The following is a 20,648-nucleotide window of genomic DNA, read 5'->3' on the forward strand; positions in this document are numbered from 1 at the left end:
CGCCTCCGAAGAGGCTCAGAAACAATACTCGCGACCTTACCTCCTGTCAACCCCCTTCCAGCCGTACCCATGCTACGCTCCGACATATGCGCGTGAAGGTCGTGTTTTTTGCCCGCCTGAAGCGGGAAATGGGTGTAGAGCAGCTCGAGCTGGATGTACCAGAGGGCGCGGATGTCCGCACCGTGGCGGCAGCGGTCGAGCAGAAGCATCCGGTAAGCCTGAAGGGCTGCATGGTCGCGGTCAACGAGACGTATGCCACGCCGGAACAGCTGGTACGGCCGGGCGACGAGGTGGCCTTCCTGCCGCCAGTGGCGGGAGGCAGCGACGCAGACGCGGGCACGCATTGCGAGGTGACCGCCGAGCCCCTGCGACTGGCGACCGCCGACGCCTATCTGGTGAGACCTGAATACGGAGCCCAGGCGTACTTTGTCGGCACCGTCCGCAGTCCGAACAAGGGCCGGATCGTGGAATCCATCGAATACGAGGGCTACGGCCCGATGGCCGAGAAGGTCATGCAGGGCGCGGCGCAGGCGGCCCGCGACCGTCATGGGGAATTGCGGATCTATCTGCAACATCGGGTGGGGAGACTGGCCCCTGGTGAGGCCAGCATCCTGATCGGCGTGGCCAGCCCCCACCGGCGCGCGGCCCTGGAAGCCTGCGATCAGATCATCGAGTACCTCAAGGTGCATGTCCCGGTGTGGAAACACGAGGCCGATGAGGACGGCGAGCACTGGGTGGATGGGCATACCGGTCACCCGACCCTCTAGGTTCAGAATCCAGGAACCGGTGTGTCCGATCTCAGCGACAGGGCAGTCTGCTCAACCGCTCGAATGATCCCCACCGCACCAGGAGATGACCGGTGGCATCGCATCTGGGCCAGAATTCGAAATGCCAAATGGTGCGGTCACCATGACGTTTTCTGAGTCGCAGACCTCCTTAAAACGCCTCAACCGGGCCGGTCGACAGGGTTCTGCTGCTCGGGCGGTGGCGGGTGGCTGCCCTGGCGTGGGTCACCGATCTGCCGGGCGAAGGCCTCGAAGGTCAGGTAGTACCGTCCGGCCAGCACGATCATCAGGGCGACCACCAGTCCCAGGGCGAGCAGCAGCGGCCAGCCCGCCGCGCTGCCCAGGATGCTGTTGAACACGAAGTGCAGGGTGACGCTCAGTACCACGCCCTGCACCACCCACGACCGCCCCCGCTGCCAGTGCAGCCCGCCCAGCGCGTACCCCTGTGGAGCACTGAACAGCGCGTGTGCGAGTGTGGTCACCACCGCATGCCAGGTCGCCGCACGCGCGCCGAACCCCAGCGAGTAGGTCAGATTCTCCATGAGGGCGAACCCCAGTGCGGCCGTCACGGCGTAGACCAGTCCGTCCATGGGTTCATCGAAGGACGCCTCGGAAATGGCGGTGCTGGCCGCCAGGAACTTGCTGCCTTCCTCGACCAGCGCCGTGAGCAGCGCGACCAGCAGCAGCGCGAGCGGCAGGGTGGAGTTCAGGAGGCGGCCCAGGCTGGCTTCCAGGGCGGCGGCGACCAGCCACGCGAACATGCCCCAGCCGAAGGTGCGGGCCAGCAGCCACGCGGGCTCGGGATGCCGGTCGCGCCGCACGAAAAACCACAGCCACGCGAAGGTCAGCGTGAACGAGACGAGCAGTGGCAGCAGCACCGCGTCAGGTCACCAGCTGCGCGGCGCGGGCCTGCAGGGGTGCGTGCGCGAGGTGCGTGAGGGCCAGGGCCAGGGCGTCGGCAGCGTGGTTGTTGAAGAGTTCCCGCACACCCAGCGAAGCCTTGACCATGTAGATCACCTGCTCCTTCTCGGCGCGGCCCGTGCCGACCAGCGACTTCTTGACCTGCATGGGACCGTAGGCGTGGATGGGCACGCCGGCCTGTGCACACGCGAGCTGCACCACCCCGAAGGCCTGCCCGACCTTGAAGGCCACGTCGGCCTGCTTGCGCAGGATCTGATCCTCAATGGCGACGGCGTCTGGACGGTACTCGGCAAGCAGGCGGCTGACTTCCTCGTGGATGTACTGCAGGCGACGGGGCATGACCCACGCGCTCTCGGTGGTCAGACAGACGTGGTACAGGTGCCGGGCCCGGCGGATGTCGCCCTCGACCAGGCCGAGGCCGAGGTTCGCGAGTCCAGGGTCGATGCCAAGCACGATCATGCCGCCAGCATACAGGTCGGTTGCGTGGAGCACAGCAAAAACCCCCGCACGGGCGGGGAATCGGGGAAAAGGGCCGTTATAGACGACTTTTCGGGTCAACACCTCGCGCAGGCCGGCACCCAGGAAATTGAAGGCCAGCACGGTGACCAGGATCGCCAGCCCCGGTCAGAAGGCCACGAACGGATGCTCCAGCACGACCTTGCAGCCTTTCCGATCCTGCGTGGCCGCGTAGAGTACGGGGTTGAAGGTAACGGTGAAGTTGTCGGCGCCGTTCAAAGCGATCTTCGCGCCGTTCTACGGATCACGGCAGGGCACCGGCACACGGTCGTCGCTCTCGGGTTCAGCCAGGAATCTACGTCGGCCGAGATGACATGTGTACCGGCGCTCCACCTGGCGTCCTTACGGATGGTGTACTACGGCATCGAGGATCACACCGCCCTTAGCGGCCTCGATGATCTTGTCGCCGTTCGCGAGGGTGCGGGTCGCGATCTCCCGATGGACATCTCCCTCGTCGTCGAGGCAGGTGTGGCCGGCAGTCATGAAGGTATTGATCTCGCTGGCGATGGCTAAGTTTTGGGTTGCACAGGTCGAACATCGTCAACAGCTCCTGTGAAAGGCCGATCACAAGGCTGTTGCTGGATGATCGTGGCGCTATCTGCGTGTAATGAGCGAGAGCGTAAAGGCGCCTCAGCTCGCCTCGAGGGACAGTTTGCCAATAGAATCGCAGAATTTCCGTTTCCTCACCCTGAGCGGGCATAAAAAAGGGCCCCGAAGGGCCCATACACATTGCGGGAAGGGTCAGTGGCTGGCGCAGCCGCCCGAGCCCTCGCCGTCCGGCGCCTGCGAGGAGTCTGTGCGGAAGGAGTGGCCACAGCCGCAGGAGGACGTGGCATTTGGATTGTGCACGGTGAAGCCGCCACCCATCATGTTCTCCACGAAGTCCACTTCGCCGCCGCGCAGCAGGGGCAGGCTCATGTGATCGACCAGCAGTTTCACGCCGCGGTCGTACACGATGGTGTCCCCTTCCAGTTCGCGGTCGTCAATGGCCATGCCGTACTGGTACCCACTGCAGCCGCCGCTCTTGATGAACACGCGCACGCCAGCGTTTTCCTTGCCGCTGTTCTGGAGGATGCCCAGGGCCTTCTGGGCGCCGAATTCGCTGATGCTGATCTCCGGAGCAGGAGTGCCGGTGTTCGTTTCGGGGAAGGAGGTCGCCGTCATGTGTGAAGCGTACTCCTATTCGGGAAACGGAATTGTGCGCCCCTGGTGCTTTGGGAGGCCTGCCGCCGCCGCTGCCTTGAGAGAATCCCAAACCTGGGCTTACATTCCTTGAGTGTGGTCATGTTAAGATGACACCATGACGAATCCCGCGACGAACAACCCGTACGCCGAGTGGTTCGAGAAGCTCCGCGCGGAGTACGGCGAGCAGCTCGGCCAGATGCCTCTCCCCGACGGCCTCCCCGAACACCTGCGCTCCCTGATCCGCAGCGGGGACGAGGATGCTATCCAGTTCATGCTGAAACTCGCGTGGCAGTTTGGTGCCCAGGTCGGCTACGCCGCCGGCGCCCGCCAGAACGAGGAGCAGGCCAGCGCGTTCCGGCCCAGCCGGGGCGTCCAGGCCTGAACCCACCCTCCCCTGCCTATCCCCTGCCGCCCCATTCCGGGGCGGTTTTCGTCGTGCCCTGGCGCGACCTTCCGCCTCAGGACAGTGAACTGCGCGGCTGCGCCCACCAGTCCAGCTCGGCAGGGCCGTCGAGGAGCCCGCGTGCCTGCAACTCTTCGAGCACGGTTAGGGCGAACCGCCGCACCCGCTCGTCTGGCGCGTCTGCAACGCCGTGACCATCTAGACCAAGGTCGCGGGCCGTTTGGGCAAGCACCAGGGCCAGATCATCCATGGCACAGGCTACCCCGAATGACGATGGCCCTGTTCTAACGACAGGGCCATGCAGTCAGGACGGGGCGTTCAGTCGTCGGCCGCCGAGTGGCTGAGCTGGGCCGAATGCGCGGCCGCGTCGCGTTCGTCGGCTTCACGCAGGGCGCGGATCAACCGGACGATACCGACGGTGGCGAAGTAGGTGAGGGCCGGCACCACGAACACCAAGATCCAGAGCACGGCGTTCGCGTTTGCGGTGGTCAGGACGCCGCCCTGAATCAGATCCGGCTTGTACCCGGCCAGTGAGAGCGTCAGCATGAACGCCATGAAGGCCGTGCCTGCCGCCAGCCGCACCGGATGATCCGTGGGGTTCTCGGCGTAGTAGTTGTTCTCCTTGCTGATGTCCAGCATCGGCACAGCGAACATCAGGCCGATCACGATGCCCGGGAAGACCATGGCCCCCACGAACTCGGCGCCGATGGTGCCGCCCAGGATCTGGAAGTCGAAGCTGGGAATGATCGCCAGCGCGCCGAACACCCACAGCAGGTACCAGTCGGGCTTGATGTTCGGGATCGGGGTGGAACTGGGCGCGCCGAAGACCTCGACCGGGTGAACCGGAATGAAGGCCGCGAAGAGCAGCACGATACCCGTGAACAGCAGCGCCAGTAGCAGCATGATCGGCGTCTGCTGGGTCAGCAGCGGCACGCCCACGATCTTCTTGTACGCGAGGCGCTTGGCGTACTGCGGCTGCGTGTGCTTCTGCTTGATCATGATCAGCAGGTGCGCGCCAGTCAGGGCCAGCAGGATGCCCGGCAGCAGCATGATGTGGTAGCCGTAGATCCGCGGAATGATCCCGGCACCAGGGAACTGCCCGGCGAAGGCCGCCTGCGATGCCCAGTCGCCCACCCAGGGCACGGACTTGGTGATGGCGTACACCACGCCGACCGTCTGGTACGCGTAGTTGTCGTACGGCAGGATGTAGCCGGTCACGGCGGTCAACGCGGCGAAGATCAGCAGCAGCATGCCAATCCACCAGTTGATCTCGCGGGGCTTCTTGAACGCGCCCGTGAAGTAGATGCGCATCATGTGAATCACGGCGGCCGCGACCATGATGTTGGCCATCCAGTGGTGGACGCGGCGCAGCATGTCGCCGAAGGGCATCGCGTTGATCTTCAGAGCGGAGTGATACGCCGCCGGAATGTAATTCACCTTGTCGGCCGTACCCGGATCGAAGGAATTCACCACCAGTGAGTTGCTCGGCTCGTACGACAGCGCCAGCAGGATGCCGGTGATGATCAGGACGATCAAGCTGAACAGCGTGATCTCTCCTAGGAAGAAGGAGTGATGCACGGGGAAGGCTTTGCGCAGGAACTTGTCGTTCAGGCGGGAGATGTGCAGACGCTCGTCCAACCACTGGTTCATGACAGTAGCTCCTTCACCTGCGCGGTGTATTTCGTCCAGTCGTCTTCCGTGTTGAAGCCGTAGGGCTTACTCAGGAAGAAGCCTGTGGCGACGATCTTGTCCCCATCCAGCTTGATGGGCAGCTGGGCCAGCGGCGCGGGCGGCGGGCCGCCGATGACCTTGCCCCCCAGTTTGGGATCGTACTGACCGGAGTGGCAGGGGCAGTTCATCAGGCCCGGCTTCTGGTCGTTGTTGCCCACATTGCACCCGGCATGCTGGCAGCGGTCGCCGTACGCGACGATCTGGCCGTCGATGGTGCCTTCCATGTTGGTGGGGGCCTGGATCTGCCCGGCGGGGTACTTGAAGATCGCCAGGACGCTGGTGGGATCCTGGTCGCGGATCACGGGGCTGCCGTTCTTGTCCTTGCCCTGCGGCCACGCGCGCACGAGTTGCAGCCCCAGATCCGACACCTTCACCGGCTCGCCGTAACGGCTGGGATCGGCGTGTACCAGGACGTCGCCTTCCATGGGCGGCGCCAGGGCCGGCGTGAGACGGAAGACGGGCTTGGCGCCGCCCAGCGTGCTGATGAGGCTGAGGGTGCCGATGGCTGCCGCGCCGCCCATGGCCGCGTTGATGAATTTCCGGCGGGTGAGTTCAGGATCCTGTTTCTTGTAGCGGGTCATGGTTCAAACCTCTCTGAAGGGTGGGGGCAGACCGGGGCCTTACCAGGGGAATTCGCCGCTGGCGTCCTCGACCAGCACCTCGCCGTCCATGAAGAACTTCTTGTACAGCGCGATCGCGGCGGCCAGCGTGAGCACGATCATGGCGGCGTAGAAGCCCTCGGCGGTCACGTTCGGCATGACCGGTTCTTTGGCGGCCCAGCCGGCGTAATCGGTGACCATCTGGCGTTCGAACAGCACGCTGAACAGCACCGTCAGGGCCAGCGTGACCACCATGCCCAGCACCGCGAGCGGCGTCGAACGCACCTTGTGAATGCCGGGGTGCAGTTCCAGGCCCTCGGCCCACACCGAGTACAGGCCGATGATGCCGTAGGTGAGCAGCACCATGGTGAAGGTCGCCAGGAAGATCTCGGGGAGCTTCAGATCCTCGGGCACGAAGCGGCTGCGGTTTTTCAGCACGGCCGGATCGATCTTGCTCTGGCCGGCAGCGACGGTGGCGGGCGTCAGGGGCTCGGGAATGCTGTTGCCCCACGAGTGCAGGACGTAGTTCGCGACGGCGTAGATCTCGTTGTCCTTGAGCTTGCCGCCGAAGGCCGGCATGCCGCCCTTGCCGTTCGTCACGATGGTGTAAACGTAGGCGGGATCCTTGAGGATCTTCGCGTCGCCCGCCAGGCGCGGCCCGACCACACCCTGCCCCTGCGCGCCGTGACAGCCGACGCAGCCGGCCGACGCGAAGGTCGCCTTGCCCACGGTCGGCCACTCCTTGCTGATGTTCGCCACGACCGTGGGGTCGACGACCACCGGTTTGGGCGCGGTCTCCTTGTTGAACAGGAACAGCAGCAGGATCCACATAATGGCCGCGCTCACGATGGCGACCCACGGCATGACAGCGTCGTTTCTTTCCACGTTCCCTCTCCCTCACGCCTGGACTGGACTTGCGTCCGAAATCCCGCTCACAGTGGACTAATGCGGGTCAGCATAGCACGCACTCCAGGCGGCTCCAGCAGCGCTTGACACGGACTTCCGGGCATCCTGACACCCTGCATTCTGCGCCTGACCGTGCGGTTAAATGTCCCCCATCCGCGCCGTGTTCAGGTCGCGCCCAGCGCCGCCAGCAGGGGCCACAGTGCGTCGGCCAGCAACCTCACATCCCGGTTCTCCGGGTGCTCGCGCAGGTCCGTGCCGCCCTCGGACAGCAGGGCCACGACCAGCGGCGCAGGCGTGTACAGCACCCCGACGTCGTGGTGGACGCCCTCCAGTTCACCGCTCTTGCTGCACAGCCGGTAGCGTGGGCGGCCATCGTCCAGCACAGGGACGCGCCGCCCGATCACGTCGCGGTGCTGCTGGCGAGACAGGATGTCCAGGGCCAGGGCCGTGTGCGCGGCGTCCAGCAGCTCGCCCCTGACCAGCCGGCCCAACAGCTCCGTCTGCTCGCGGGCCGTGGTGCGGTTGCGCTCCCCCCGCTGCTGCGCCTCGTTGCGCTGCTCCGGCGGCAGCTGCAGCTTGCCGACCAGCCGGGTGGCGCCGCAGCCGTGGGCGTCCAGCCAGGCGTTCACGGCGTTCACCTCCAGTTGCCCGATCACGAGGTTCGTGGCGGTGTTGTCGCTCACGATGATCATCAGGGTCAGCACGTCCTGCCAGGTCAGCGCCAGACCTCCCGACAGGTCGTGCAGGACGCCCGCTCCGGTCACACGGTCGCTGGCGTCCATGACCACCCGCGCGGTCAGGTCGAGTTGCCCAGCTTGGGCCCGCTCCAGCGCCAGCAGCAGCAGCGGCACCTTGATGGTGCTGGCCGCCGGGAACACCTGGTCTGCGTTCAGGGCGACCCGCACCGTGCCGTCGAGCGTCGTGACGCTCAGCCCGACGCTGCCCGTGAACCCACGCCCCCGCAGGTCGGCCAGAAAGGACGCCTCGACTCCGTTCACGAGCTCAGTCGGGCAGATCCAGGCCGGCCAGCACGGCGAAAGGATGGGCCGTGCCCACCGGCCGCAGCGTGCAGAAGGGCGCAGCGCCGTCGGGCTCGACCCGGTGCGGGCAGGTCGGGCACTCCGGGAAGGCCTGCTCGGTATACGCCAGATCGGGTTCGGCCGTCACGACCACCCACTCCCGGTGACAGCCGGCCCGGAAGGTCACGGGGACGGTTCCGCGTGCCTTCCGATTCACACCCGGTCTACTCAAGGTTGGCGATGCCCTCGCGGATGGCATACAGCGCCGCCTGCGTGCGGTTGTTGAGCTGCAGCTTGGTGAAGATCTCCGAGAGGCGGTTGCGCACGGTCTTCTCGCTGATGTCGAGGCGCAACGCGATGTCCTGGTTCGAGAAGCCCTGCGCGAGCAGCTTGAGGATCATGGTCTCGCGCTCGTTCAGATCCGCGTGCTTCTCGCTGGGCAGCTCCTCGCGCTTGTCGCGGAAGTCGTCCAGGACGTTCTGGGCCATGTCGGCGTCGAGCAGCGCCTCGCCCGACGCCACGCGCTTGATCGCATCGAGCAGCGTGGTCGCGTCGGCGTCCTTCAGGATGTACCCGCGCGCTCCGGCCTTGACGGCCTCGAACACGTAGCGGTCCTGGCGGTACATGGTGATCATGATGACCTTCGCCTGTGGGTCGATCTCCAGGATGCTCTGGGTGGCCTTCACACCGTCGAGTTCCGGCATCTGGATGTCCATCAGGATCACGTCCGGGTGGGTGTCGGCGGCGTAGCGCAGGGCCTCGCGGCCGTTGGCAGCCTCACCGATCACCCGCATTCCCTCGGACTCCAGCAGGCTGCGCAGGCCCTGGCGGAAGAGGGCATGGTCATCGACGAGCAGCACGCGGATCATTCCCCCAGTGTACGCGCGGCCCGGCGGTCAAAAGGCCCACCCGGCAGGAAACTGTAAGGGAGCGGGCTTACACTGGGCAGCGTGATCACCTGGTTCGACGCCCTGCTCATCACGTTCTGGGCGATCCTCACGGCCCTGGGCGCCCGACGCGGCCTGTCCGGCCTCGCGTGGGGTCTGGGGGGTGTCGCGCTGTGCTTCCTCGCCAACTCGCTCTCCGGCAGTCCTATGGCCGCTGCCCTGATCGCGCTAATGCTGAGTGCGGGCCTGGCCATCGCCCTGGGCCGCCTGATCCCGGCGCCGCTGGCGCAGGCCTGGCACATGGCCCCGGGCGCGCTGGGCGGCTTCCTGCTGGGCGGCCTGCTGATTGCCACGGCCGTCCTGAGCTTCCCGCTGGACGTGCAGGTCACCACCCGCGGCCCGCAGGGCACCTATCCGTCGCCCAGCCTGCCGCCCGCCATCTACGACGCCGTGCGGAACTCCGCCGTGCAGAACGCCCTGCGGGGCGTGTGGGGCTCCGGCGCCACCCTCAAGACCCTGCTGATCCCGGATCAGGCGCGCGGCCTGTAGGCCACGGCGTCCGCACGTCCCGCCTACTCGGCCTGTGGAGCGGGCGTCTCCACGTGCGGTCGGCCCTCGACGCCGCGCTGGCTGAGCAGCGTCGCGACGACCACCAACGCGCCGCCCAGCGCGCCTCTGGCCCCCACACGCTCTCCGAGCAGCAGGAAGCTGAAGACCATGGCGGTCACGGGTTCCAGCGCGTAGATCAGGCTCGCCTCGGCCGCGCTGACCCGCCGCTGTCCGACCGTCTGGAGCAGGGTGGTGACGGCGGTGGCGGCCACGCCCAGGTACAGCAGCGGCCCCCAGCTCCCCGCAGGCGGCAGGATCGGCGCTCCGCTGAGCAGCAGCCACACGATGCCCAGGGCGCTCACCGCGACGAGCTGCGCCATGGTGAAGGGCAGCGCCGCGTGCCGGTGCGCCATGCGTTCCAGCACCACGATGAAGCCCGCGTAGGTGATGGCGCAGGCCACCGCCCACAGGTCGCCGATCACCAGCGCGCCCCCCTCCCAGGAGAGCAGCGCGAGGCCCAGCACGGCCAGGGGCAGCGCCAGCCACAGCGTCAGGGGCAGGCGGCGACGCTGCGCGATGGTGAGCCACACCGGCACCATCACGACGTTCAGGGCGGTGAAGAACGCGGCGCGGTTCGCGGTGGTCGTCTGCAGGGCGATGGTCTGCGTGCCGTAACTGGCGATCAGCCACGCCCCCAGCAGCAGACCGTCCCGCCACAGCGGCGGGCCTGACGCTGCGGCCACAGCCGACGCGGGCCGTGACCGGGCCGCCCGGCTCCACACGACCGGCGCGAGGGCCAGCGTGGCGATCACGAAGCGCCACGCGACCAGGCCCGGCGCGCTCATCGTCTCGCCGAGCGTCTTGACGACGGCGAAGGTGCTGCCCCAGATGGCCGTCACCAGGATCAGCATCAGGACGCCGCGCAGGTGGTCGCCGGTGGCGGTCGGGGAAGAAGTCGGCGCGGTCACGCAGGGATTGTAGAGGGCCGGACCGAGCCGCCGGGTCAGGGCACGGCTCAGCGGATTGTGACCTGGAAGCAGGCGCTGCCACTCTCGCCCACGCCCAGGGTGCCCAGGGCGGCGCCCATGGTGCCCCGCGAGTACGTGCCGCCCGCGCTGCTCAGCGCTCCGCTGTCGGCATCGGTCGCGCTCGTCAGGTAGGACGTGACCGCGCCGCGCAGGAGTTTTACGCCGAAGCCAATGGCGCTGCTGGGCTCATCTGCGTCGTAGGCGGTGGTCAGGGCGGCGGTGGTGCCCGGCACCTGATCGGTGATGGCGAAGTTCGGCAGCGCCACCCCGCCGTAGTTGCCGTAGTCGATGCAGTACTCCAGCACCTCGCCGGGCAGCCCCTGGCCGGACGTGCCGAAGGCCCCACCCGCCGTGACATTGCGGACTTTCTTGCTCAGCTTCCCGTACACCAGGGCGGTGCCGGCACTGGCCGCGTTGTTCGAGGCCACCGGGTCGGCGGTGGCGCTGCCCACACTCGCCTGGTTGGTCAGGGCCCGCATGGCGGCGGTGCTCTCCAGCGTCGCGGTGTCCGGCGTGGTGGCCGTGACCGTGACCGTCCAGGTGGCGCCGTTCGCCAGCGAGGCGGCCGTCCAGCTGAGGTTCTGGCCGCTCACGCCGGCCGCCGGGCTGCTGCTCTTGTAGGTCAGGCCGGCGGGCAGGGTATCGGTCAGCGTGACCGTGGTCGCCGCGTCCGGGCCGGCGTTCGTCACGGTCAGGGTGTAGGTGATGTCCTGCGCGGGCTGGGCGTAGGCGGGGCCGGTCTTGGTGACCTTCAGGTCGGCCTGCGCCGCGCCGACCGTGATCGCCACCGTGGCGGTGTCGCAGGCCGTTCCAGTGGCCGTGTCGCACAGCCTGTACGTGACGGTGTACGTCCCGGCCGTGGCGGTGTTCGGCACCACCAGCTGCCCGCCCGCGTTCACGCTCAGGCCCGTCAGGCCACCGTTCGCGCTGATCGTGACGGCCGCGTTCGCGGTGGTGGCCGCCGCGCCGCCCACCGTGTCGTTGCCGAGCACGGTCACGCTGCCGCCCGCGCCGTAGGCGAAGATGACGGCGCTGTCGTTCACGGCATCCACGATGGCGGTGCTGGCGGTCGCGCTGTTGTTGCCGCTGGTCGTGTCGCTGGCGTGGGCGACCGAGGCCGTGTTACCGACCGTGCCGGTCGCCGTGGCCGCCAGCATGCCGGTCACCGTGAGGGTCACGTAGTGAGTGTCGGCGGTGGTCGCCGGGCCGGAATCGACGGGCAGGCCCGCGCTCAGCGTGATGGCGTTCCCGCTGCCGCTCGCCGCACCACAGGTGGCGGTGCCGGTGGCCGCGCACGTCCAGGTCACGCCAGTCAGGAGGGCGGGCACCGTGTCCGTGATGGTGGCCCCGGCCGCGACGTTCGGGCCGTTGTTCCAGACCTTCACGGTGTAGGTGAGGCTCTGGCCGGAACCGGCGGTGGCGCGGCTGACCGCCTTGCTGATGGCCACGTCGGTCACGGGCGTGACCGTGTCGGTGTCGGTCACGGTGCCGGTCGGGGTGACATCGACCGTCCCGGCGGGCAGGGTGGCCGTGACGCTGTTGCTGACCGAGCCCGTGGTGGCCGTGACGCCGGCGGTCACCGTCAGGGTGATGGAGCCGCCGGACGGCAGGGAGGCGATGGTCACGCCGCTCTCCAGACCGGCGGGCGTGAGGGCCGGACAGGCGGCTCCACCAGTGGCGGCGCAGCTCACGCCGGTCTTGCTGAGGCCCGTAACGGCCGGATCTGTGAGCACCGTGCCGTTCGCACTGCCGGGGCCGGCATTCGTCAGGGTGATGGTGTAGGTGGTCGTGCCACCTGCGTTCACACTGGTCACACCGTCCGTTTTGGTGAGTGTCAGGTCGGCCACGGTCGGTAGGGTCACGGGCGTGGGCGCGGCCGTATCCGCGTTGGCGCTGGCGGGCGGGGTCGTGCCGTTCGTGGACGTATCGGTGGCGAGCAGGTCTACGGGCGGCAGGAGCGTTCCGCCGCTGAGCGCATAGCCGTCATTGGGGGCCGTGCTGGTGCTGGTGGCCACCACGCTGTTGTTCAGGGTCGTTGTGCTGGCGGGAACGCTCGCCGCGTTCGGGTACACAGCCCGCACGGTGAAGGTCACGGTCACGCCGGCGCCGGCGGCCAGCGCCGTGGTGCCCGAGAGCAGCCGCGTGTCGCCGGTGCCAGTGAAGCTGCCGTTCAGTGTGGCCGAGCCCGCCGTGACGGTGGGGCCAGCCACGAGGCTGAGGGTGGGACTGCCCGCGCTGAAGGTCTGGGCGAGGTTCTCCGTGAGCTGCACGTTCGGGTCGCTGACGGTGCCCGTGTTCTTCACGGTCACGGTGTACGGAATGTCGAAGGAGGTGGCGCTGTTCGCCGTCACGCCGCCCGCACTCTTGACCACGTCCAGGCGGTTGTCCGGGTATACGCAGGACGCTCCGTCCGCCTGGGTGGCGGCGCTGCCGGTCGCCAGGGTCGTGAACGCCCCGGTACTCAGGTTCACGGCGCCGTAGGTGCCGCCGTTCTGGACCACGTAGAGCGTCCCGGCCACGTCGAAGAAGGCGCTGCCGAACTGGTTCGAGCCGTCTCCGGCGGCGGCCGGAGTGCCGATCAGGGTGGTGGCGCCCGTCGAGGCGTTGATCCGGTACACGCCGCCCGGAGTGGACACGCCGTACAGAAAGCCGTCCACCGGGTTCATGGCGAGATCCGTCAGGGTAATCCCGCTGCCACCGCCCACGGTCAGCGTGCTGGCCGCGCCAGAGCCGATGGCGTACCTGTAGATCGTGGTGTCGCTGGCCAGCTTCTTGAGGTACATCGTGCCGCTCGCGTCGATGGTGGCGGCCGCGATGCTCGATCCGGCAGGCAGACCCAGCGTGGCAGAGCTGACCTCGACCGCGCCGGAGGTGCCCAGGCGGTACAGCCGGAACGGAGTCCCGCTCGTGAAGGGCGTGATGTTCACGGCGTAGAAGTAACCGTCGGCCTTGTTGAAAGCCAGAGCGTTCAGGCCGGGCCCGAAGCCCCCGGCCCACAGGGCCGTGCCGCCCGCCGCGAGGTTCCGGCGGTCGAGCGCGTACAGGCTAGAGAGCAGCGTGGTCGGATCCTGCCGCAACTGGTAGAAGCGGGCGTCGCAGGTGAGGGCTGACCCCGCGCTGCTGGCCGTGACAGTCAGGGTGGCGCTGGCATCGGCGGCGGCCGTGACGGCCTGGCCGCTGATGCTCGCCGTGACGTTCGCGGCGGGAATGGTGTTCGTGCGGGTCGTGACGGCCGCGTCGGGCACGGTGACCTGCAAGGTCAGGACGCAGGAACTCCCCGCCGCGACTGTGCCGCCGACGAGTTTCAGGAGGCCGTCGCTGCTCTCGCTGGCCACGCCGCCCAGCAGGAGGGCCGTCCCGGCGCCCGTGCTGACAGTGCCGCCGCAGGAATTGGCAGTGAGGCGCAGCGGGAGTGGCCTGGACAGGCCCATGGTGCCAGAGAGGTCGTCGGTGACGGTCAAGGCGCTGGTCGCCAAGGGACTGGGGTTCGTGACCGTGATGTTCAGGGCGCTGAGACTGCCCGCCGTGACCGTCGCTGGCGAGAAGGCCTTGCTGACCGTGAGGGGCCGCACGACCGTGAGGGGCACGCTGGCGTAATCGTCCTCGGTGGTCACGCTGTTGCCGGGCGTGGAATCGCTGTCCGGCTGCGGGCTGGACGCGATCTCGGTGACGTTGGTGATCGTGCCGGTGCCGGTGACGGTCGCGGTGATGTCCAGCGTGGACGAGGAGTTCGCCACCGGTTCAGGAACCGACCACTGCCCGGTCGCGGCGTCGTAGCTGCCCGCGTTGGCACTGGAAGACACGTAGGTCAGCCCGGCCGGCAGCAGGTCGCTGACCACGACGTTCTCCGGCGGAACCACCGCGCTCGATACGGGGTCAGGGCCAGCGTTGCTGAGGGTCAGGCGGTACGTGACGGCGCTGCCGATCACGGGCGTGGCGGTGCTGACGGTCTTGGTGAGCGACAGGTCGGCCACGCCGCTGGTCACCAGGATCGGCACGCTGCTCAGGTAGAACAGGTCCTGGCTGCCGACGATGTTGATGGTGGCGGTGGTCGCGCCGCTGCTCGTCTTGGCGGTCACGTCGAAGGTATCGAAATCCACGCCGTAGGCGTCGTCACGGCCGGTCGCGGTGGCGGTGGCACCGCTGCTCAGGCCGGTGCTGATGGTGGAGTTGAAGATGCCCTGGCGCGCGCCGCTGCCGGTGCCACCCACGTTGAAGATGTTGTTGATGGCCGAGGGCGTCTGGCCCGCGCCGAAGCTCAGGGCCTCGGCGACGTTGGTGCTGGTGTTCACGTTCAGGGTCTCGTCGCCTTCCCACGCCAGGATTGAGGTCTTGGCCGCAAAGGTTGTCGGGACGCGCAGGCCCGTCATGGTGCGGGTGGTCGTCGAGTTCTGGCTGCGGTCGAAGCCCTCGTAGATGACCATGTTCTTGTACGTGGTCGTGGGATCGTCGTAGATGATGTACAGGCCCCAGCCGCCCAGCACGGTCTGGTAGGAGCAGTGCTGCGATGCGCGGGCGGGTTTCGTGGCGCTGGCGGTACCGACATCGGCTGCCTGGATGGTCAGGCCCGTCATGCTGTAGGTCTTGTTCGGGCTGCTCAGCCCGGCGATATACGCCGTGACGTCGGCGACGTTGCTGAAGAAGCTGTTGTAGTACGTGGGGGCCGCGGCTGACGGCACTGGCACGCTGTCGGTGTAGCTCGTCATGGCCGTGACGGCCTGGGTGTCGAAGGTGACGGTCGTGTCGTTCACGATGGTGCCCGGCACCGTGTCGGTGTCTCCCGTCCGCGTGGAGGACGCCGCCCAGTACAGCAGCGCCTTGCGGATCGTCGCCCCGGCCGGCACGCCGCTCACCGCCTGCGACGTGGCCGTGGTGCCCACCGCGCAGGAGTCTGCGGGGGTGGCCGAGTTGCGCTTCGTCCGGAAGGTCGCCCCGGTCGTCACGTAGTCGATGCGCCCCTGGAACTTGTACACGGGTGTGCTGGACAGAGGCGTGTCCGCCAGCGCCGTTCCGGCGAGTCCCAGCAGGCCCAGCGTCAGGCCCCGGACGACGGCCCCCACGGCGCGGGGCAGGATCATCCGGCGCGTTCCAGAGCGGGGTGGCGGGCAGGGCACAGCATGCTCCGAGTGTGCCCCGCGCCGTCTTGCACCGGGCTTACACGGCGGCAAAAAAAAGACCGTGCAGAGCGCACGGGCGACACCGGGAACCGGAGTGCTGCGGTCAGTGGGTGGGGCCCGCTTCGGCCGGACTGCCGCCCAGCAGCGAGTCGTCCAGGGTGAGGTCCACGCGCAGGTACGCACCCCGCCGGGTGTAGGTGTTGCCCAGGCCGTCGAAGCCCACCGGGTTGTAGCCCGCCGTGACCCAGGTGCCGGGCAGCGCACGGACGCTGGCTTCCAGGCCCAGGCCGTACTGGCTCTGCCCACTGCCCGGCTGGGTGATGGCGCGGCCCCACGCGCCCACGCCGAAGTAATCGGTGACGTAGTACGTGCCGCCCACGCTGCCCTGAACGGTGAAACTGCCGGGATCGCTGAGCAGCGTGCGTGTGTCCAGACCGCCGCGCACCGCCCAGTTCGCCTGCCGGTACTCGGCCGAGAGGGTGCTGCTGAATTCCGGCGCGCCGCCCGCCAGGGTGCCGCTGACATAGCGCACGGTGCCCAGCGAGTTGAACGTGGCGCTGCGGTAGGCGTACCCCAGGGCCGCGCGCGCGCCGTTCTTGCCCGCGCCGAACTCCACCAGGCCGTCGGCCGTCAGGGTCAGCTGATCGCTCAGGCTGCCGCTCACGCCGCCGCGCAGCACCACCCCGAAGCCCTTGGCGCCGAGGGTGAGATCCGTGCCAGTGGTGGCGACCACGCCCTCGGCCTTGTAGTGCAGGTCGGCGCCCGCCCCCACTTCACCCTGCTGGTGGTTCAGGTCGTAGGTGGCCGAGCCGCGCAGGCCCGCCGAGAGCCGCTCGCCCAGCGGCAGGGTGGTGGTCACGCCGAACCGGGCGCGGTTGCCCTGTCCGCCGCTGCCCGGCAGGTCGTACGCGGCGGCGTAATTCGTGGCGCCCAGCGTGGAATCGACCGTCAGGGAGGCCGTGTTCCCGGTGCGCCAGTTCAGCTGATCCGTGAGGCCCAGCGTGACCTTGTCCGTCAGGGCGTAGCGGGTGGTGACGGTGGTGGTGGGATCGAGGGTGCCGCCTGCCCCGCCCAGCGGCTGGCTGTGCGTGATGTCCACGTCGATCGGCGCGTGGTGGTACCCGGCGCTGACCACGGCGGCCAGGCCGTGGTCATCCCCGAAGGCGCTCTTGAGTCCGGCCCCGACGCTGAACGGCGCGAGCTGGTAGTCGGCATGGGCGGTGACGCTGCCCCCCTGGGCGCGGGCCGCGCCGCTGCCCGTGTCGTGGTACTCGGCCTGCGCGCTGGCCGTGAGGTTCGCGCTGACCTTGCTGGTGGCGTCCACCCCGACCGTCAGACCCGGCGTGAGGGGGGCGAGGCCGTGATAACTGGCGTCCTGGTAGCGGATACGGGCGGCCACGCTGCTGCTCGCCCCGAGTTTCGCCCCGGCATCCAGGCTGGCCTGCAGGCCCCCGGAATACGCGATCAGGCCGTCGGCGCGCAGCGTGCCGTCGTCGTAGGTGGCCCGAGCGCCCAGGGTCACGGTGTCATCCAGGCGCACAGCCGCCGCGCCGACCGAGTACTGCCGGGCGGTGTACTTCACCTGCGCGCCGGCGGCCAGTTTGCGGTTGGTCAGCGCGCTCTGCAGGCGGTAACTGACGACCACCACCACGTCGTTCAGGTCGGCGTCGACCGGGTCGAGGGCGCGGGCCAGCGTGATGATCCCGGTGCGGACGTCGAGCAGGTAATCGATGTTGCGGCGCAGGGTCGCGCGGCGCAGTTCCTTGCCACTGCCGTGCTCGGTGGTGAGCAGGGTCAGGGTCTCGCTGCCATCCTCGACGCCACCGGTGGGCAACCTCAGCAGGCGGGTGCCTTCCGGGACGAGCTTCTGATCGGTGATCCGGTTCTCGGGCACCATCGCCACGAAGCCGGACACGCGCGTGTCGCCCTTGCTGGAGGCGGTCAGGGCCGTGAGCTGCTCATTTACCGGCAGCACGTCGACCGGCACGCTGCTCTGTCGGTAGTCCACGCGGAAGTCCGGGTGGTCGTAGGTGAGCGCCACGGGATCGAGGCCCTGCAGGGGCACGCTCTCGGCGCTCTGATCCCCGGACAGGGCGTTGCGTTGCAGGGTGTCGCGGTCCGTGGGCAGGCCGTCCTTGTCGGCGGCCACGTAGAGTTTGCCGACGCCCAACGGGCCTTCATAGGAGGCGCGGGCCTGCCATTTCACGTCGTCGGCCACGCTGAACTGCCCGTCGAAGCCCACGGTGACGCTGGCCATGCCCACGCCCACACGGCTGGCGTCCGGGCGCACCTCGAAGCTGTACGGCTGCACCTTACCGCCCTCCAGAACATCGAGTTTCAGGGTGGTGGGGCCGGCCTGCGGCTGGAGATCCAGCACGCCCTCGCCGTTCACGAGTTTGAGCTGGTGGCCGCTCTCGCCGGGCGCCGCATCCGGCGAGAGGATGTCGAGGTTGCTGCGCAGGCTCACGCTGGTCTGCGCGCTGGAATTCCCGTAGGCGTCCAGCGCCTTGAACCGCACGCGCAGGGGCGTGCTGCCGTCCGCGCTGAGCTGCTCCGGCATGACCTGCAACTGGGCGGTCGGCCCGGCGAGGTTCACGGTGACGATGTCCGTCCCGAGTTGCAGGGTGTTCGGGCCGGGTTTGAGGGGCACGCCGACGTAGGTGACGCGGGTCACGCCGCGCACGCCGTCCTCGGTGATCTCGCCGATGCGGTCGCTGCCGACGACCACGCCGTTGATGGTCAGGGCCGCGTTCTGGCCCGCGCCCTGCTCGACGACTACGGCGATGCGGTCGCGCACGCGGATCAGGCTGCCACTCAGCGGCTGCTTGATGGCGCCGCTGTTCTCCGTGGCGGTCTCGGCGGCGGCCTGGGGCGACGCGGCCTTCAGGTCGTCCGCGTCGAGGTGGCCCATCAGCACCTCGCTGCGGTCTCCGGCATAGCGGGCCAGCAGGGCGGGCGCGGGCAGGGCGCCCAGCGCCCCGGTGTGCTGCAGATCGTAGGTGACGGCGCCGCGCACCGTGGCCTTCGCAGCGCTGCGCTGCGGCAGCGTCCAGTACGCCACGCCGCTGGGGCCACGCACCGGATCCGCGATGACCTGCCCGTCCAGGCGGCTGCTGCCCGCCACGAGCGTCGCGCCGTCGGGGAGGGCCTGCGCGACCACCAGCTCACGGGCCTGTCCCGGCGCGTCGAAGGGCAGCGTGACGCTGCTCACGCGCTCGACGGCGGGCAGGGCCTGCGCGGGCGCGGGAGCGGGCAGAGCCACCGTGATGGGATCGGCCACGGGTTCCACCGGATCGGGGGCTGGGGCAGGCGCGACCGGAACGGGGGGTGGTATGAGGGGCGCCGGCTGGGCGGTCAGGGTCGCGTGGACGGTCTGGGTGGCGTCGCAGCCCTCGCTGACCAGGGACGCCTCGGCGCTCAGGTCGCCCGGCTGCATCACGCGCGCGGGGTAGCTCAGGGTGCGGGTCTCACCGGGCGCCAGCGTGCCGTCCAGGTCGGTGGCGCCCTGCGCCTCCAGGCCCGCGCCCGGCTGGTCGTGCAGCAGGAAGGGCACGGGCGTGCTGGCGGTGTTGGTGACGGTCACGCTGACGGGCACCACGTCGCCGACCGTCGCGGTGCCCAGGGGTGTGCGCTGCAGGCGCAGGCTGGTCACGTCGGGGCGCACCTCGACCGCCACCTCCCGCGTCTGGTTCCAGCCGGCCAGGACGGCCGTGACCTTCAGCGGCCCGGCCTGGTTCGCGGTACCGGTCACGACCAGCTCGCCCGGCGCACCGGCCTTCAGGGTGCCCTGGACGGACTGGGTGGTATGCACGTCCAGGCCGGGCGCCTCGACCCTCAGGTCGAGTGGCAGCTCTCCCTGGAAGTCGGTAGCGGCGCGGGCGGTGACGGTCACCGTGTCGCCCGGACACACCTGGGCCTTGTCGGCCGTGAGGTTCAGCTGCACCTGCGGCCGCACCTGCACGGTCACGTCACCCTGCCCGCCCTCGGGAACATCCACGCCGGGAGCCAGATCCACCTGCGCGCCGGGCACGGCCACGGGCGTCAGCGAGTAGTGGCCGGCGGGCACCGCCTGCGTCATGGAGGCGTCCACATGGGTAGGCACCTGCCCGACCAGCACGTCCGCGCGGGTGGGCTGCACCCCGTCCGGCAGCACCAGCTGGGCCGTGACCTTCAGCGTGCCCCGGCTGTCCACGCGGCCCACGGTGATGGGCGTGGGCTGCCCGGCGCGGGTCAGGCGGAAACTGACCGTGTTGCTGAACTGCTGCGCGCCGGCCGGCTGCCGCAGTTCGAGCGTGTACCCGCCGGCCTGCATGGGCAGCGGCAGGTCGAGTTCGTTCAGGTCGGCGCTGACCGGCAAGGGGTAGAGTTTGCCGTCGCTGCCGCGCAGCCGGGCTTCGAGTTCCTCGGGCCCGTCGCCGTCGTACATGCGCAGCACGTATGGCTGGCCGTCCAGGCTGACCTGCAGGGCGGGCACCCACTGGCGCGAGTGGACGTTCACGGTGAGCGTGTCGGCGCTGAGCACGGCACTGACACCGCCCAGGCGCACGGCGAAGGTGTTCTTCGCGTGGCCCTGCGTGGTCGCCTGCAGGCGGTAGTGCCCGGCCGGGAGGGCCTGATCGAGCAGCGTCTCCCAGTCCTGCGTGCCCGGCGTGAAGGTCTGCGAGAGCACCTCGTGATCCTGCCCGTCGTACAGCGTGAAGGTCGTCGTGACCGTCTCGGCGGGCAGGTAGCGTTCGTCGCCGTAATAGGTGTCCGCGCGGTAATCGGCCGGATCGAGGCGCGGCGAGTACAGTTCCAGCCGCACGCGCCCACTCACCGGTACGTCCAGCCGCAGTTGCTGGTCGCCGACCGACCACATCAGCGGCTTGCCGACGCTGGTCAGGGGCAGCGTGGTCGAGCCGGCTCCCTGCGCGCTGATGCCCTGGGCACCGGCACTGGCCCCGGCCGCCAGCAGGGCGGTCAGGGCAGTGGCGAGGCGGACGGGATCGGCAGTCATGTCGGG

The 20,648-nt window shown here is 68.8% G+C and carries 17 protein-coding genes; 3 read left to right on the forward strand and 14 right to left on the reverse strand.

Features of this window, described 5'->3' with window-relative positions:
- The first annotated feature begins 86 nt into the window (after positions 1–86).
- On the forward strand, positions 87–767 hold the full coding sequence (gene moaD / locus E7T09_RS09855) for a molybdopterin converting factor subunit 1 (RefSeq protein ID WP_136389036.1): 681 nt from the start codon (positions 87–89) through the stop codon (positions 765–767).
- A 179-nt stretch (positions 768–946) separates the two neighbouring features.
- On the opposite strand, the gene E7T09_RS09860 is transcribed toward moaD, so the two are convergent.
- The 4 genes from E7T09_RS09860 to E7T09_RS09870 all read right to left on the reverse strand — a co-directional run bounded on the left by E7T09_RS09860 (position 947) and on the right by E7T09_RS09870 (position 3,386).
- Positions 947–1,663, reverse strand: coding sequence for a PrsW family intramembrane metalloprotease (locus tag E7T09_RS09860; protein WP_136389037.1), 717 nt, complete (start codon positions 1,661–1,663; stop codon positions 947–949).
- Between the two features lie 4 nt (positions 1,664–1,667).
- Positions 1,668–2,165 (reverse strand): crossover junction endodeoxyribonuclease RuvC, encoded by a 498-nt coding sequence (gene ruvC / locus E7T09_RS09865; RefSeq protein ID WP_136389038.1) that lies wholly within the window; start codon positions 2,163–2,165, stop codon positions 1,668–1,670.
- Positions 2,166–2,564: 399 nt separating this feature from the next.
- Positions 2,565–2,705, reverse strand: coding sequence for a hypothetical protein (locus E7T09_RS21880; protein ID WP_168734793.1), 141 nt, complete (start codon positions 2,703–2,705; stop codon positions 2,565–2,567).
- 258 nt (positions 2,706–2,963) lie between these two features.
- Positions 2,964–3,386 (reverse strand): iron-sulfur cluster assembly accessory protein, encoded by a 423-nt coding sequence (locus E7T09_RS09870; protein ID WP_136389039.1) that lies wholly within the window; start codon positions 3,384–3,386, stop codon positions 2,964–2,966.
- 136 nt (positions 3,387–3,522) lie between these two features.
- Here E7T09_RS09870 and E7T09_RS09875 point away from each other — a divergent pair, with 136 nt between their 5' ends.
- Positions 3,523–3,789, forward strand: coding sequence for a DdrH (locus E7T09_RS09875; protein ID WP_136389040.1), 267 nt, complete (start codon positions 3,523–3,525; stop codon positions 3,787–3,789).
- Between the two features lie 76 nt (positions 3,790–3,865).
- On the opposite strand, the gene E7T09_RS09880 is transcribed toward E7T09_RS09875, so the two are convergent.
- The 7 genes from E7T09_RS09880 to E7T09_RS09910 all read right to left on the reverse strand — a co-directional run bounded on the left by E7T09_RS09880 (position 3,866) and on the right by E7T09_RS09910 (position 8,934).
- Positions 3,866–4,060: a hypothetical protein gene (locus tag E7T09_RS09880; RefSeq protein WP_136389041.1), complete on the reverse strand. Its 195-nt coding sequence runs from the start codon at positions 4,058–4,060 to the stop codon at positions 3,866–3,868.
- 68 nt (positions 4,061–4,128) lie between these two features.
- Positions 4,129–5,460, reverse strand: a complete 1,332-nt coding sequence (locus E7T09_RS09885) for a cytochrome bc complex cytochrome b subunit (protein WP_136389042.1) — start codon at positions 5,458–5,460, stop codon at positions 4,129–4,131.
- Positions 5,457–6,122 (reverse strand): Rieske 2Fe-2S domain-containing protein, encoded by a 666-nt coding sequence (locus tag E7T09_RS09890; protein WP_136389043.1) that lies wholly within the window; start codon positions 6,120–6,122, stop codon positions 5,457–5,459. Before E7T09_RS09890 ends, E7T09_RS09885 begins: the two co-directional genes overlap by 4 nt.
- Positions 6,123–6,161: 39 nt before the next feature.
- On the reverse strand, positions 6,162–7,025 hold the full coding sequence (locus E7T09_RS09895; RefSeq protein WP_240741728.1) for a cytochrome c: 864 nt from the start codon (positions 7,023–7,025) through the stop codon (positions 6,162–6,164).
- Positions 7,026–7,210: 185 nt separating this feature from the next.
- A complete protein-coding gene (locus E7T09_RS09900; protein WP_136389044.1) occupies positions 7,211–8,044 on the reverse strand; it encodes a serine hydrolase in 834 nt (277 codons plus the stop codon).
- A 4-nt stretch (positions 8,045–8,048) separates the two neighbouring features.
- On the reverse strand, positions 8,049–8,252 hold the full coding sequence (locus E7T09_RS09905; protein WP_240741729.1) for a hypothetical protein: 204 nt from the start codon (positions 8,250–8,252) through the stop codon (positions 8,049–8,051).
- Positions 8,253–8,289: 37 nt separating this feature from the next.
- Positions 8,290–8,934 (reverse strand): response regulator transcription factor, encoded by a 645-nt coding sequence (locus E7T09_RS09910; RefSeq protein ID WP_136389046.1) that lies wholly within the window; start codon positions 8,932–8,934, stop codon positions 8,290–8,292.
- 81 nt (positions 8,935–9,015) lie between these two features.
- Between E7T09_RS09910 and E7T09_RS09915 the strand changes: the two genes are divergently transcribed.
- Positions 9,016–9,501: a hypothetical protein gene (locus E7T09_RS09915; RefSeq protein WP_240741730.1), complete on the forward strand. Its 486-nt coding sequence runs from the start codon at positions 9,016–9,018 to the stop codon at positions 9,499–9,501.
- A 23-nt stretch (positions 9,502–9,524) separates the two neighbouring features.
- On the opposite strand, the gene E7T09_RS09920 is transcribed toward E7T09_RS09915, so the two are convergent.
- The 3 genes from E7T09_RS09920 to E7T09_RS09930 form a co-directional block, all read right to left on the reverse strand.
- Positions 9,525–10,412 (reverse strand): DMT family transporter, encoded by an 888-nt coding sequence (locus tag E7T09_RS09920; protein WP_136389453.1) that lies wholly within the window; start codon positions 10,410–10,412, stop codon positions 9,525–9,527.
- A gap of 104 nt (positions 10,413–10,516) precedes the next feature.
- Positions 10,517–15,607 (reverse strand): S-layer family protein, encoded by a 5,091-nt coding sequence (locus E7T09_RS09925; RefSeq protein ID WP_136389047.1) that lies wholly within the window; start codon positions 15,605–15,607, stop codon positions 10,517–10,519.
- Between the two features lie 142 nt (positions 15,608–15,749).
- Positions 15,750–20,642, reverse strand: coding sequence for a DUF11 domain-containing protein (locus E7T09_RS09930; RefSeq protein WP_136389048.1), 4,893 nt, complete (start codon positions 20,640–20,642; stop codon positions 15,750–15,752).
- Positions 20,643–20,648: the final 6 nt, after the last annotated feature.

Source organism: Deinococcus sp. KSM4-11 (assembly GCF_004801415.1).
GTDB lineage: Bacteria > Deinococcota > Deinococci > Deinococcales > Deinococcaceae > Deinococcus.

Excerpts from the sequence above, each read along its gene's own strand:
- moaD (WP_136389036.1), top strand. The coding sequence starts at position 87 with ATGCGCGTGAAGGTCGTGTTTTTTGCCCGCCTGAAGCGGGAAATGGGT.
- ruvC (WP_136389038.1), bottom strand. The coding sequence starts at position 2,165 with ATGATCGTGCTTGGCATCGACCCTGGACTCGCGAACCTCGGCCTCGGC.
- E7T09_RS21880 (WP_168734793.1), bottom strand. The coding sequence starts at position 2,705 with ATGACTGCCGGCCACACCTGCCTCGACGACGAGGGAGATGTCCATCGG.
- E7T09_RS09870 (WP_136389039.1), bottom strand. The coding sequence starts at position 3,386 with ATGACGGCGACCTCCTTCCCCGAAACGAACACCGGCACTCCTGCTCCG.
- E7T09_RS09875 (WP_136389040.1), top strand. The coding sequence starts at position 3,523 with ATGACGAATCCCGCGACGAACAACCCGTACGCCGAGTGGTTCGAGAAG.
- E7T09_RS09880 (WP_136389041.1), bottom strand. The coding sequence starts at position 4,060 with ATGGATGATCTGGCCCTGGTGCTTGCCCAAACGGCCCGCGACCTTGGT.
- E7T09_RS09885 (WP_136389042.1), bottom strand. The coding sequence starts at position 5,460 with ATGAACCAGTGGTTGGACGAGCGTCTGCACATCTCCCGCCTGAACGAC.
- E7T09_RS09890 (WP_136389043.1), bottom strand. The coding sequence starts at position 6,122 with ATGACCCGCTACAAGAAACAGGATCCTGAACTCACCCGCCGGAAATTC.
- E7T09_RS09910 (WP_136389046.1), bottom strand. The coding sequence starts at position 8,934 with ATGATCCGCGTGCTGCTCGTCGATGACCATGCCCTCTTCCGCCAGGGC.
- E7T09_RS09920 (WP_136389453.1), bottom strand. The coding sequence starts at position 10,412 with ATGCTGATCCTGGTGACGGCCATCTGGGGCAGCACCTTCGCCGTCGTC.
- E7T09_RS09925 (WP_136389047.1), bottom strand. The coding sequence starts at position 15,607 with ATGATCCTGCCCCGCGCCGTGGGGGCCGTCGTCCGGGGCCTGACGCTG.
- E7T09_RS09930 (WP_136389048.1), bottom strand. The coding sequence starts at position 20,642 with ATGACTGCCGATCCCGTCCGCCTCGCCACTGCCCTGACCGCCCTGCTG.